Genomic DNA, 12,932 nt, shown 5'->3' on the forward strand with positions numbered 1-12,932 from the left:
ACTCTTATTCATTTATGCCTCTAGGCTTCTGCGGTATATAAGACGCAGATCCCTAGGGGCATTTCTTTATATTGTACCTCACTAAAGCCTGCTCTACGGATCAGTGCCGTCATCTCCTCTCTCTGGGGCATGGCTGTAATAGACGCTGGGAGATAGCTGTAAGCAGAGCGATCGTGAGCGCATAGCTGTCCGATCCATGGTATCAAGCGCTTGGCGTAGATATTATAGCCTTGTCGCAATAGTCCCTCACGAGGTTCGCTCAGCTCCAATATAGCGAGAGCTCCCCCAGGTCTGAGGATACGATGCATCTCTCGCAAGCCTTGTAGCGGATCCGAAAAGTTTCTAATCCCCAGAGTGCAGGTCACCGCATCGACCGACTGCGAGGCTAGAGAGAGCTCCTGACAATTCTCCGCCGAGAGCATCACAGGCACTGCATATTTAGCTCGCTTGACACGCTCAGCAGCCACCGCCAGCATACCCTCCGAGAGGTCCACACCGACGATCTCACGCACCGACGGCAAGTATCGAGAGAGCATCAGGATCATATCCCCCGTACCGCAGGCCAGGTCAGCCACCTGACGAGGCGCATAGTCCGCCAGATGCTCTATGACCTGCCAGCGCCAAGCCAGATCCATACCACCCGTCATGAGACGATTCATCGAGTCATAGTGCCCAGCGATGCGGTCAAACATCTGTCGCACGTAGCGAGACTTACCATCTAGAGATACAGACATAGTAATAGAGAGATTAGAACCAGCGACTAGGGAGGTTGTACGACAGCCCCTCTCAGTCGCTGGTTCGTTTGTATAGCTATGGAGTCTTTTACTTCTTCAGGAAAGCTAGCAGATTGTCCTCGATACGCTTAGCCAGGTTTTGGGTCTGCTCCTTGACGAAGGTCTTGCCCGTGATATGCTCGTAGAGCTCTATGTAGCGATCGCTCACAGAGGCTGCATACTCAGGTGTGATGGTCGGCATCTTCTGTCCAGCCTTACCCTGGAAGCCTTGCTCAATGAGCCACTGACGGACGAACTCCTTCGAGAGCTGACGCTGGGGCTCACCCTTAGCTTGGCGCTCCTCGTAGCCCTCAAGGTAGAAGTAGCGAGAGGAGTCTGGCGTGTGGATCTCGTCGATCAAGATCACCTTGCCATCCTTCTTGCCAAACTCATACTTCGTATCCACGAGGATCAGTCCTCTTTCACGAGCGATGCGTGTCCCCTCCTCAAAGAGAGTCCGCGTGTACTGCTCGATAACCTTGTAGTCCTCCTCTGAGATCAGACCAGAGGCTATGATCTCCTCACGGCTAATGTTTTCGTCGTGACCCTCATCAGCCTTGGTCGTAGGGGTGATGATCGGGTGTGGGAGACGCTCATTCTCCTTCAGTCCCTCAGGTAGCTCTATACCGCAGATGGTGCGCTCGCCAGCCTGGTAAGCACGCCATGCGCTACCAGCTATGTAGCCACGTACGATCATCTCTACCTTAAAAGGCTCGCAGCGATGCCCCACCGTAACCATCGGGTCGGGCGTTGCTATCTTCCAGTTAGGTACGAGGTGTGCCGTAGCGTCAAGCTGCTCAGCAGCTATCTGGTTGAGCACCTGCCCCTTGTAGGGGATACCCTCAGGGAGTACCACGTCAAAGGCTGAGATCCTATCCGTAGCAACCATCGCTATCAGATCGCCCTCAAGGAAGTATACATCTCTCACCTTGCCATGAAAGACAGATTGGATACCTGGGAGAGATAGGTCGGTGTGTGTTAGTGCTTGATTCATTGTATTATGATCAATAATTGATTTGCTAAAAGGCGATTGCCCTCTCCTCGGCCTAGCCGAGAGAGGACAAAGTTTCTATGAGTCTTTACTTTGATCCTTATCTAAGTCTATATCCTGCTGTTGGAGAGTCTCTTGTGTAGGCCGTCCGCACTGCAGTGCTTGATGCTCATTGCGGTCATAAGCATCCACAACCAGCTGCACGATCGGGTGACGCACGATATCCTGCGCATCAAAGTAAACAAAAGGTATCTGCTCCACATCGCTCAGGATCCGCTCAGCAATGCGCAAACCCGAGGTGACACCCCGAGGCAGGTCTACCTGCGAGAGGTCGCCCGTGATGATCATCTTGCTATTGCGTCCGAGACGCGTGAGAAACATCTTCATCTGATGATGGGTCGTATTCTGCGCCTCGTCTAGTATGACGACCGCATCATTGAGCGTGCGACCACGCATGTAGGCTAGCGGCGCGATCTGTATCACGTCACTCTCCATATAGGTACGCAGGCGCTGTGTCGGGATCATCTCCTCGAGCGCATCGTAGAGAGGCTGGAGGTAAGGGTCGAGCTTGTCCTTCAGTTCGCCCGGTAAGAATCCCAGCTTCTCACCCGCCTCGACAGCGGGGCGCGAGAGTATGATCCGACGTACCTGCTTCTCCTTAAGAGCCTTGACCGCTAGTGCTATCGCTATGTAGGTCTTGCCAGTACCCGCAGGCCCGATCGCAAAGAGCATATCGTGATCTGCTATGGCCTCCACCATCTCACGCTGGTGAGCACCTCGGTAGCCTATACTACGCCCTCTCGCTCCATAGAGCAGATGATTGGGCGCCACCTTAACCTCGGGGAGTTCTTCACCCGTAGCCAGCTTGCGTATGGTCTGCTCCGTCAGGAGATTGTAGCGCGTGATGTGCTGTACCAGCTTATCGAGGAGTGCCGTCAAGAGCTGTATATCGGTCGTGTCACCCAGTATCTTGATGATCCGATCATGAGCCACGATCCGTAGCTTAGGGTAGAGATTGCGCAGCAAGAGCAGGTACTCACGGTTAGGACCATAGAGTACTGCAGGATCTATCTCCTCTAGGATATATAGTCTCTCTGTCACTAGGCTTCGATACTCCTTATTTAATACAGGATGCTATCTCGGAGGCGATGCGAGCCATCTCCTCGTCGGTAGGCTTCGTAGCGAGAGGACCGTGCGCCACATCACCCTCACTATTGATCGGGATCAGATGCACGTGTGCATGCGGCACCTCCAGACCTAGGACTAGCGTAGCTACCTTGCGGCAGTGCGTAGCCTCCTGTATAGCGCGTGCCACCCGCTTAGAGAAAGCCATCAGCCGAGCCAGCTCCTCGTCCGTCAGATCGTAATAGTAGTCGACCTCACGCTTCGGCACCACCAGTGTATGTCCCAGCTGATAGGGATTGATGTCTAGAAATGCGTAGTGCTCCTCATCCTCTGCAATGCGGTAGGAGGGGATCTCACCCGCTATGATGCGACTAAAGATTGTAGCCATAGAGCATTCGTTTTTTTTTGGGGGAAAAGTATTCAAGCAGCGTAGCCGCCTATCGAGTGATCTCTAGGATCTCAAAGACCAGCGTACCCGCAGGCACCTGTATCTCCGCTATATCACCCACCTTCTTGCCGAGGAGACCCTTAGCGATGGGTGTATTGACCGAGATCTTATTTTCCTTAAAGTTTGCCTCAGCATCAGAAACGATGTAGTAGCTCTTCTCCTCGCCCTTTTTCTTATTGAGTAGGCGCACATGGTTCAGTATCTGCACCTCATCGGTCTTAATCTGCGAAGGCTCCAGTACACGAGCATTACCCAGCTGCGCCTTGAGCATAGCGATCTTGTCCTCGAGATGAGCCTGCGCCTCCTTAGCGGCATCGTACTCAGCATTCTCCGATAGATCTCCCTTGTCACGAGCCTCAGCAATCTGCTGTGTGACCTTAGGACGCTCCTCAGCCTCCAGCTGTTTGATCGTATTGTTGAGGGCATCGTACCCCTCTTGGGTCATATAGTAATATCCCATAGATATAGATTAGGTGATAATGGTATCTAATTCAGTCTAGTGCATATCCTATGAGTCGCACCACGCGAGCCATCTGTCGGCTAGCGAAGGCACCTCATAGATACAAAACAAATGAGGACTTACTCCCACACAGCACCCCCTATCGTCTAGAAGAGCCACATCAGAGAAGCCTCGTCACATATTGAGATGTGCTACGCCGTCTGCACATCTTCCTTACTGGGTGCAAAGGTACTAAAAAAACGTTTCACCCCCCCGCCAATCTCACGAGTAACGACTTTGTAGGGACGCCATAACGTGTAACCCGCTGTAGGGACGCTCGGTCTGAGCGTCCACACAAACACTTGTGCTACAGCATTTTATTGATGTAGTTATCGTATTGATGTAGTTCGTGTAGGGGCGGACCTGCGTGTCCGCCCACAGGGTATACAGCGCTCCAACGAGGACGGGCGGACACAAAGGTCCGCCCCTACATATCGCTACACATCTCTAATCCGACAGCCACGTGGAAAAGCCCAAATCTCCACGTGGCTATTTTTCATTTTCCACGTGGAGACGTTTTGATTCCTCCGAAGTTTCATTTGATTCCTCCGAAGTTTTATTTCTCGCCCACGTGGAGAATTTTCTTTTTCCACGTGGGGATTTGAGATTTTCCACGTGGGGATTTGAAAATATCCACGTGGCTATTCGACTTCGCCCCCTTTCTGCCACTTCGTTCCTCAAGCGGCATCGCACCACCTATTCGTTTTTTTGTACCTTTGCACTAGATGAGTAGGAGGAGTCCTCGCTTGAGGCGACCCTCCGCTAGACTCAGATGCGATCTCTCCCCAGCTGAGCGGTATAGCGATACGCTAGTCTGGGAGATGCAACATACACTCTTGGGGCTGATTGGCTTTGACAGCGTGTTGTAGTGATCCGTAAGCATGTGGTGCCTGCTGTGACGCACCTTAAAACCTTACTGCGAACCTTTCTAAATGGCGAAAACAACTTTGCTCTCGCTGCGTAGTCGAAGTATAGTACACTAACGCTTCATCCCAGGCATAGATGCCGAGACGAGACATCACCCAGGGGGCCGTTGCTCCGAGGCGCTCTGATACGGTGGTGCATGGATATCGGGGATCGGATGGTGTAGCCTCATACATCGTCTTAAACTTTAGAGGATAAGGCTTTAGCTCGGTCGCTGTGCTCGTGAGTTGAGGCCCGACAATCAAAGTACAGCTAAACATGTAGAAAGCGCTTTACCACCATGTTTGGACCGGGGTTCAATTCCCCGCAGCTCCACAACCCCACTGACAGTTAAGTCCCTTCGACTGGGTACGCCTAGTCGGAGGGACTTATCTTATATGGTCACTCACACAAAGAGCAGATCGGGCACCTGCTACCGTACAGTAGGTATCTATCACTAGTACTGCATACTAGATGAAGCATTATCTTTGTCTCCATAGAGCATCTAAGCCCATCCATAGACTCAAACAAAAGACCATACAGCTATGAGTATTACCTACAGAGTGGCAGCCTCGATAGTGAGACTCCTAAACATCAAGAAGCTCTTTAGAAAGTCAGAGGCAGAGATCCTCGCCTTTGCGACTAAGCAGTCGAATAAGTTCAGACTTCGGCTAGATCAATTCAAGGGCTATCACTGCTCCATAGAGGAGGTCGACGGCTTTAAGTGTGTCAAGCTACAGGCGACTCCTAAGCCCGCTGCAAAAGCTGTCCTGCTACTTTATGGCGGAGGATATGTCACACCACCAGATGCGAGAGACTTCAAGATAGCCAAGAGGATTGTCGATCAGACGGGGAGCGATGTGTGGTTTTTCCTTTACCCCCTTATTGTGGAGCAAACACTCGAGGTGACCTTTGAGAAGACGCATCAGCTCTATCGGCGCATGCTCGAGCAGTACGCTCCTGAGCAAATATCGATCTTAGGCTTCTCCTCAGGAGCTTGTCTCGCTATCGGGATAGGACAATATAATAATGAGCAGCGTATGCAGCTACCTAGCCCCAGACAAATCATAGCGGTCTCTCCTGGAGGTATCCCCCTCTCGCTTTGTGAGGGTCATGAAGACATGGCAGACGAAGATGCAGACTTCATCGCCTCTCTGAAGGCTCTCTCGGAGCAAGACATAATCGTCGACTACCATTACTTCGGCACCGTCGCCTCGATAATAAACCGACGCAAGCGACAGCCCGACTATATGATCAACAGCTGCGTGGGCGACTTCTCACACTTTCCCAAGACCTACCTCTACTATGGGTCTCACGAGTGTCTCTACGCTTGCGCCCCCTACTACAAGCGCGCATTCGTGCAGTATGGGGTCCCCTATGAGATACATATCGGTGAGGGACTGTGCCACTGCTATCCGCTCTTTCGCTTCTTTCCAGAGGGGCGTAAGGCTCAGGACGAAATCATCAATCGCCTAAGATAAGCGTAGCACACCTTCCCAAGCGAAAGGGAGTCTTACGTGAGAGCTTTGCAAAATCCTCCTAGTAGGAAAGGGGGTTCTATCCAAAAGCACTTGCGATACCTTCCGTAAAGAATTGAAGTAGGGCTCTTAGGGACTAACCAAGAGCCCTATATGTCGCTATGTGCAATGGTAATCAGCGACAGGCGGAGCCACTCTCTAATGCAATCGAACGTGAGATGTGGTGCGCCATTGGCGTAAAAATCGTTACCTTTGCATCAAGCTTTCTTGTGAGGAGATCACCACGCATGGTACGATGCTCACGCTACAGACTTCCTGATTACTACCTCATGGCTACATCTAAAGATAAACTAACTAAGAAACGCTCGACAAAGACTCGCAAGCGTACGAACGCTCCTGGCAGAAAGGACTCAACACCCTCTCGCTCGGTGGGGAGTCGTATGCGCTCGTGGGCGCAGGGGCTACAAAACAATATCGTCAACAAGCGATATGGCGAGCTGATCTCGTTTATCTTAGGCCTGATCCTCCTAGCCTTCATCATATACATCTTGGTGGCTTGTGGCTCCTACCTTATGGTGGGCTCTCGTGACCAAAGCATCGTCACGGAGCTAACGCCTTGGGAGGCACTGACACAGACGCTCCCTGAGGGGATCGACAGCTCCGTCGTGGAGATACAGAATATAACTCGTGTGCATGGAGCCTATCTAGCCCATTGGCTGATGGATGGCTTCCTCGGATTCGGCAGCTGGCTCTTGCTCCTCTTCGGCATCGTCTGTGCGCTGCGTATGATGCGCATCACCAAGCGAGGGAGTCTCATCAAGCTATGTGTCTATACTATCCTGCTAAGCCTGTGGACGGCACTAGCGCTCTCAGCACTGCAAAGCATCCTGGGGATGCCCACATTCTTCCGCTGGGGAGGTGTCTATGGTGCGCTTTGGCTAGGCAAGATGCTGCCAGCCATCGGGTGGCTAGGCGTCTCGCTGACACTGCTAGTCACAATCATTATCCTCATCGTGGTAATACGCTACGAGTACCTCCAGTGGATGCGCCGAGCTATCGGTCTAGGCTGGGTCAAGCGTCCTAATCGTCGTCACACGACCGACAGCTCCCTAGAGAGCATCGATGATGAGACGGAGCCCACAGGTGGAGAGCCTACGGATACAAATGAAGAGATCCTCCCAGACGATGAGGATGGCGACCTAAACACTACAAAAGATGAAGATGAGGAGGCTCCACTTCCTGCATCAAGCGTCTTGGCAGCACAGTCAGCATCACATACCACATCACAGGCCACTGCAAACGCTCCGCAAGCACGTCGCCAGTCCGTCTCTACGCCGGCTGAGGAGAGCTTGGAGGGCAGCGTCACTGTGACCGTAGCCCAGGGAGATGCCGACTCGCAGGCTGTCTCCGTCATGCCTCAGAGTGACACCCGTCGTGGAGGATATCAGATGCCTTCGCCTGACCTACTGGCCGATGTCGATCAGTCTTCGCAGACGATCGATCGAACGGAGATCAAGGAGATCGAGCAGCTCATCATCGAGAAGCTGAGCGATCTAGGCATCGGACTAGAACCGGTCGAGGTGACCATCGGACCGACCGTGACGCTCTATGAGTTTAAGCTAGATCCTAAGGTCAAGGTCAATCGTATACGCAGCCTTGAGGACGACATAGCGATGAAGGTAGAGAGCATCGGCGGCATCCGTATCATTGCTCCGATGCCAGGACGTGGCACCATAGGTATCGAGGTTCCCAACCGCAACCCGCGGACCGTCGGTATGAAGGCGCTGATCACTTCGCAGAAGTTTATCACGACGGACATGAAGCTCCCGATAGCCATCGGGCGTACGATCACGAACGATGTTTACCTCTTTGACCTCTCCAAGATGCCACACCTCCTGATCGCAGGTGCTACGGGTCAGGGTAAGAGTGTCGGTCTCAATGCGCTCATCACTTCACTTCTATACAATAAGCGCCCCGAGGAGCTTAAGCTGATCCTCATCGACCCGAAGATGCTAGAGTTTAGCATCTACGAGAGCATCGGTCGCCACTTCCTGACGAAGCTGGAGGACGCGGAGAAGTATATCATCACCGACACAACCAAGGCGCTCCCCGTCCTAGAGTCGCTCTGCGTGGATATGGACGGGCGCTACGAACTGCTCGCACGTGCTAAGGTGCGCAACATCGCCGAGTACAACAAGCTCTTCCGTCAGGGGCATCTACGTGAGGAGGATGGCTTCGTCTTCCTCCCCTACTTGGTACTCATCGTCGATGAGTTTGCCGACCTCATCATGACCACGGGACGAGCCATCGAGAAGCCTATCGCACGCCTCGCACAGAAAGCGCGCGCAGCGGGTATTCACATTGTCCTAGCGACTCAACGTCCTAGTACAGACGTGATCACAGGTTTGATCAAGGCAAACTTCCCAGCACGTATCGCCTTCAAGGTCTCCTCGCAAGTGGACTCTCGTACCATCCTCGACACCAAGAGTGCCAAGGATCTCATCGGACGTGGCGACATGCTTATCAACGACGGCAAGGAGATGCGACGTATCCAGTGTGCCTTCATTGACACGCCCGAGACGGAGCGCATCGTGGATCACATCTCTCGTCAGCCCTATCCGACAGAGCCTTATCTGCTGCCTGAGCCGCCCGCCACGGAGGGAGCTGCTGGGGCAGCTGGTGTAGGAGGAGGCGCGACCGAGCGCGACCCGCTCTTTGAGGAGGTGGCTCGCCATGTCGTGCAGATGCAGCAGGGATCGACCAGCAATATCCAGCGACGCTTTAACATCGGGTACAACCGCGCTGGACGCATTATGGATCAGCTCTACGAGTGCGGCATCGTGTCGGGACAAGATGGTAGTAAACCTCGTCAAGTGCTGATCGCGGATGAGACAACCCTCGATCAACTCTTAGATACTTTCTAAACGGTAACCATTATGAGACCTAATCACTCCTTACCATACCAGCGATACAGTGTACGCTTTGCTACGCATCTCTTAGGTTCGCTCCTAGCATTGTTTCTGTGTGGCACCTTTGCCATAGCACCTCTGCATGGACAGCGCAAAGCGGTTTTTGACCTTAACAAAGCGCTCCAACAGTTCGAGCAGCAGGTCAAAAAGGGGGTCGCTATCACCTTTACACTAACCTCGCAAGGATCAAAGCCTCAAGAGGGCTACACGTGGCTCTACGGACGTCGCTTTATGCTCAGCATGCCTGGCATGGAGGTGGCCTTCGACGGCTCGACACTGCGTATCATCAACCAGAGCGAGCGCACCTACACCTTGATGACGCCCTCCGAGCAAGACCTCACGGCGATGAATCCGCTTGCTTATATACAGAAGACCTCGCAGCGCTACCGTATCACCGAGCGCAAGAGTCCTCGCGGCACGGTCATCTACCGCTTTGTGCCCACACAGGATACCAACGTACTCGCAGGGGTCAAGTACTATGAGGTGACTTTTGACCAGCAGAGTCAGGCTCCTAAGCGGGTCGATCTGTACTTTGACCTAGGCGAACAGGTCTCTTACACCATCCACAAGATACAGCCGAAGGAGCATATTACGTCACAATCCTTTACCTTTGCACCGCAAGAATACAAATCGCTTGAGGTCGTAGACTTACGCTAGCCCCCTTGCGATCTACACAATAAACTATGTACATACAGGTACTCAAATCTAAGATCCATCGTGTCCGGGTCACACAAGCTAACCTCAACTACGTAGGTAGCATCACCATCGACCGCACCCTCATGGATGCCGTCGGCATACTACCAGGAGAGCGCGTGCAGGTGGTAGACTGCAACAACGGCAACCGCCTCGACACCTACGTCATCGCTGGCGAGCCCGACAGCGGAGTCATCTGTCTCAATGGTCCCGCAGCCCGTCTCGTACAGCCTGACGACATCGTCATCATCATGTCTTATGCGCTTATGGACTACGATGAGGCTCGCACCTTCCAGCCTAAGATCATCTTCCCCGATAGCGACACGAATCGTCTATAAACCACTCATCATCTCAGCAACATGTTTGAAAACCTCAGCGAACGCCTAGAGCGTTCATTCAAAATACTCAAAGGACAAGGGAGTATTACCGAAATAAATGTCGCCGAAACGCTCAAGGATGTACGCCGCGCCCTACTCGATGCCGACGTTAACTACAACGTAGCTCGAGACTTCACCAACCAAGTCAAGGAGAAGGCTCTCGGACAGGACGTCCTCACGTCGGTCAATCCAGGGCAGATGATGGTCAAGCTCGTCCATGACGAGCTAGCCACACTGATGGGTAGTGAGGCGGTGGCTATCAACCTCAAGGGGAGTCCCGCCATCATCCTTATGTCAGGACTGCAGGGCTCTGGTAAGACCACCTTCTCAGGCAAGCTCGCCAATATGCTCAAGAAGCAGGAGCAGCGCAAGCCGCTCCTCGTAGCGTGTGACGTATACCGTCCCGCTGCTATCCAGCAGCTACACGTACTGGGCGAGCAGATCGGTGTACCCGTCTACAGCGAGCCGGATAGCAAAGATCCCGTACAGATCGCTCGCAATGCGATCGCACATGCACAGCAGGAGGGACTAGACACCGTCATCATCGATACCGCAGGTCGTCTGGCGGTCGATGAGGAGATGATGAATGAGATCAGCAGCATCAAGGATGCGATCCGACCCGATGAGACCCTCTTCGTCGTTGACTCCATGACCGGTCAGGATGCGGTCAATACGGCAGCCGAGTTTGACAAGCGACTCGACTTCGACGGTGTGATCCTCACCAAGCTCGATGGTGACTCACGTGGTGGTGCGGCACTCTCTATACGCAGTGTCGTCAATAAGCCGATCAAGTTCGTCGGTACCGGCGAGAAGATGGAGGCGCTGCAGGTCTTCCACCCCTCACGTATGGCCGATCGTATCCTCGGCATGGGTGATATCGTCTCACTTGTCGAGCGTGCGCAGCAGCAGTACGACGAGGAGGAGGCAAAGCGTCTGGAGGCAAAAATCGCGAAGAACCAATTTGACTTCGACGACTTCCTCGCGCAGATCGCTCAGATCAAGAAGATGGGTAACCTAAAGGACCTCGTCTCCATGATCCCTGGAGTCGGCAAGATGGTCAAGGATCTAGACATCAGCAACGACGCCTTCAAGGGCATCGAGGCGATCATCTACTCCATGACCCCCGAGGAGCGCGCCAAGCCTAGTCTCCTCGATGGCTCGCGACGCAAGCGCATCGCCGATGGTAGTGGCACCTCTGTTGCCGAGGTCAATAGGCTCATACAGCAGTTTGACCAGGTCAGCAAGGTCATGCGCAAGATGCAGAGCGGTGGCCTAGGTCGTGCTCAAGCTAAGAAGCAGAAGAAAAACAAAAAGCGCCGCTAAACCTCACATATAGAGGGAGCAGCACACGCAAGAGACGCATCGTCCCCGTCAGCAGATGATGGGCGGTGCGTCTCTTGCTTTTATCTAATTCGTTTTGTACCTTTGCTTTACACTTACACGCAAACGTATTTACAATCCTATGAAACGCATTCTTCCCTTACTCATGTGCATTGCTCTTATGGTCTCTTGCAAATCTTCAGAGCCTAACCCTACGGAGTGTGAGACATACAGAGCCACATTCAGAGCTACCCCAAACTCATTCCCTGGAAAGGGTGGAGCAGGTCATATAGAGGGTATCCTCGAGCAGATCGGCTCCGATGGCGAGGCCATCAATCAGAGGCAACTCAAGGCAGACGAATTTACCATCAGCCTCAAGGAGGGCGACGCCTCTGAGATTACCATCGACAATGCACAGAAGAGCTTCGTCGTAAAGGAGGGCAGCGATGAAGTAGATTTCATACTCGAGGCTGTCGTAACAGCGCACCCTAGTTCCACACAGCTGATCACCATACATCGTGAGTCCAATCAGCTACAGCTCCCGCTAGCCTATGTAACCGAGTACAATGTCAATCCGGCTGGCGATGCCTTTGTGACCACCCATGCCAACAACACCAGTGGTTACTTCACATTCCCTGAGGCTGTTGAGAAGTTTGCCTCTATTACGATCGCAGGCAAGCAGTATCACCTCCCCACGATAGCTGAGTGGCAGGCCATCGTGCCTCGATACAGAGGTATGCCGAACTTCGTTGAGTTTGACCACGACTGCGACTTCCGCGATGTCGAGGAGACCGTTATGGTCCATGGCACAGAGATCACCTCTACGAACGATTACTACTCCGCATCTACCGGCAAGATAAAGGCCACCTACGCCATCCGCTTTAAGGGTACTGACCTACTCTCAGCATGGAGATATGAGTACATCGTCAATCCCGATGATGATAGCCCAGCGAGCATGATGATGAAGATAACATGCCGACCCGTATCAAGGACGGCGAGCATCGAGGAGGTCTCTCAGCCAGCATTTTGGGAGCCTACCGCAGAGGACATCGTACGCATCTTCCCCTCTTGTGGCTGGAAGCGTCACGATGAGCAGAGTGGCAAGGACGCTATCCGTCTCATGAAGACCAGTGGATACTACTGGGCCGTCGATCAGGAAAACAATGATCGTGGCTGGCGTATGGGCTACTATAGCCACTGTGCCGACTCTGGAAATAGTAACCCCAAGACCTGTGGCTTCACCATCAGACTATTTAAGTAAGCAACCGGCTCACACCTCCTCGGGGATGCACGTCTCTCTGAGGAGGTGGAGCTCTACAATAATAGAGATGCACATCTCTCCCTACGATGTTGAGG

General features: G+C 53.0%; 11 protein-coding genes and 1 other RNA gene. 7 read left to right on the forward strand and 5 right to left on the reverse strand.

What is annotated here, in order from left to right:
- Positions 1 to 20 precede the first annotated feature (20 nt).
- The 5 genes from ubiE to greA all read right to left on the reverse strand — a co-directional run bounded on the left by ubiE (position 21) and on the right by greA (position 3,797).
- Positions 21 to 734 (reverse strand): bifunctional demethylmenaquinone methyltransferase/2-methoxy-6-polyprenyl-1,4-benzoquinol methylase UbiE, encoded by a 714-nt coding sequence (gene ubiE, locus PORAS_RS00880; RefSeq protein WP_013759824.1) that lies wholly within the window; start codon positions 732 to 734, stop codon positions 21 to 23.
- An 88-nt stretch (positions 735 to 822) separates the two neighbouring features.
- Positions 823 to 1,767, reverse strand: a complete 945-nt coding sequence (locus tag PORAS_RS00885) for a phosphoribosylaminoimidazolesuccinocarboxamide synthase (RefSeq protein WP_004330443.1) — start codon at positions 1,765 to 1,767, stop codon at positions 823 to 825.
- Positions 1,768 to 1,842: 75 nt separating this feature from the next.
- The gene (locus PORAS_RS00890) at positions 1,843 to 2,865 is read right to left on the reverse strand and encodes a PhoH family protein (RefSeq protein WP_013759825.1); all 1,023 of its coding nucleotides are present in this window, start codon (positions 2,863 to 2,865) and stop codon (positions 1,843 to 1,845) included.
- Positions 2,866 to 2,881: 16 nt separating this feature from the next.
- Entirely contained in the window at positions 2,882 to 3,277 is a 396-nt protein-coding gene (locus PORAS_RS00895) for an HIT family protein (protein ID WP_004330549.1), read from the reverse strand.
- Between the two features lie 49 nt (positions 3,278 to 3,326).
- Entirely contained in the window at positions 3,327 to 3,797 is a 471-nt protein-coding gene (greA, locus tag PORAS_RS00900) for a transcription elongation factor GreA (RefSeq protein ID WP_004330537.1), read from the reverse strand.
- An 877-nt stretch (positions 3,798 to 4,674) separates the two neighbouring features.
- On the opposite strand from greA, the gene ssrA reads away from it, so the two are divergent.
- From ssrA to PORAS_RS00930, 7 genes are all read left to right on the forward strand, one after another.
- Positions 4,675 to 5,078, forward strand: a transfer-messenger RNA (tmRNA) gene (gene ssrA / locus PORAS_RS08640).
- Positions 5,079 to 5,284: 206 nt separating this feature from the next.
- On the forward strand, positions 5,285 to 6,220 hold the full coding sequence (locus PORAS_RS00905) for an alpha/beta hydrolase (RefSeq protein WP_013759826.1): 936 nt from the start codon (positions 5,285 to 5,287) through the stop codon (positions 6,218 to 6,220).
- 158 nt (positions 6,221 to 6,378) lie between these two features.
- Positions 6,379 to 9,141, forward strand: coding sequence for an FtsK/SpoIIIE family DNA translocase (locus PORAS_RS00910; RefSeq protein ID WP_013759827.1), 2,763 nt, complete (start codon positions 6,379 to 6,381; stop codon positions 9,139 to 9,141).
- 12 nt (positions 9,142 to 9,153) lie between these two features.
- Positions 9,154 to 9,843: a LolA family protein gene (locus PORAS_RS00915; protein WP_013759828.1), complete on the forward strand. Its 690-nt coding sequence runs from the start codon at positions 9,154 to 9,156 to the stop codon at positions 9,841 to 9,843.
- Positions 9,844 to 9,869: 26 nt separating this feature from the next.
- Positions 9,870 to 10,217 (forward strand): aspartate 1-decarboxylase, encoded by a 348-nt coding sequence (panD, locus tag PORAS_RS00920; RefSeq protein WP_004330552.1) that lies wholly within the window; start codon positions 9,870 to 9,872, stop codon positions 10,215 to 10,217.
- 21 nt (positions 10,218 to 10,238) lie between these two features.
- Positions 10,239 to 11,579 (forward strand): signal recognition particle protein, encoded by a 1,341-nt coding sequence (gene ffh, locus PORAS_RS00925; protein ID WP_013759829.1) that lies wholly within the window; start codon positions 10,239 to 10,241, stop codon positions 11,577 to 11,579.
- A 139-nt stretch (positions 11,580 to 11,718) separates the two neighbouring features.
- A complete protein-coding gene (locus tag PORAS_RS00930; RefSeq protein WP_013759830.1) occupies positions 11,719 to 12,837 on the forward strand; it encodes a hypothetical protein in 1,119 nt (372 codons plus the stop codon).
- Positions 12,838 to 12,932: the final 95 nt, after the last annotated feature.

The sequence above is a fragment of the Porphyromonas asaccharolytica DSM 20707 genome (assembly GCF_000212375.1).
Classification (GTDB): domain Bacteria; phylum Bacteroidota; class Bacteroidia; order Bacteroidales; family Porphyromonadaceae; genus Porphyromonas; species Porphyromonas asaccharolytica.

Bases quoted from the DNA above. Each gene is read 5' to 3' on its own strand.
- ubiE (WP_013759824.1), bottom strand. From the start codon at position 734: ATGTCTGTATCTCTAGATGGTAAGTCTCGCTACGTGCGACAGATGTTT.
- PORAS_RS00885 (WP_004330443.1), bottom strand. From the start codon at position 1,767: ATGAATCAAGCACTAACACACACCGACCTATCTCTCCCAGGTATCCAA.
- PORAS_RS00895 (WP_004330549.1), bottom strand. From the start codon at position 3,277: ATGGCTACAATCTTTAGTCGCATCATAGCGGGTGAGATCCCCTCCTAC.
- greA (WP_004330537.1), bottom strand. From the start codon at position 3,797: ATGGGATATTACTATATGACCCAAGAGGGGTACGATGCCCTCAACAAT.
- PORAS_RS00905 (WP_013759826.1), top strand. From the start codon at position 5,285: ATGAGTATTACCTACAGAGTGGCAGCCTCGATAGTGAGACTCCTAAAC.
- PORAS_RS00910 (WP_013759827.1), top strand. From the start codon at position 6,379: ATGTGCAATGGTAATCAGCGACAGGCGGAGCCACTCTCTAATGCAATC.
- PORAS_RS00915 (WP_013759828.1), top strand. From the start codon at position 9,154: ATGAGACCTAATCACTCCTTACCATACCAGCGATACAGTGTACGCTTT.
- panD (WP_004330552.1), top strand. From the start codon at position 9,870: ATGTACATACAGGTACTCAAATCTAAGATCCATCGTGTCCGGGTCACA.
- ffh (WP_013759829.1), top strand. From the start codon at position 10,239: ATGTTTGAAAACCTCAGCGAACGCCTAGAGCGTTCATTCAAAATACTC.
- PORAS_RS00930 (WP_013759830.1), top strand. From the start codon at position 11,719: ATGAAACGCATTCTTCCCTTACTCATGTGCATTGCTCTTATGGTCTCT.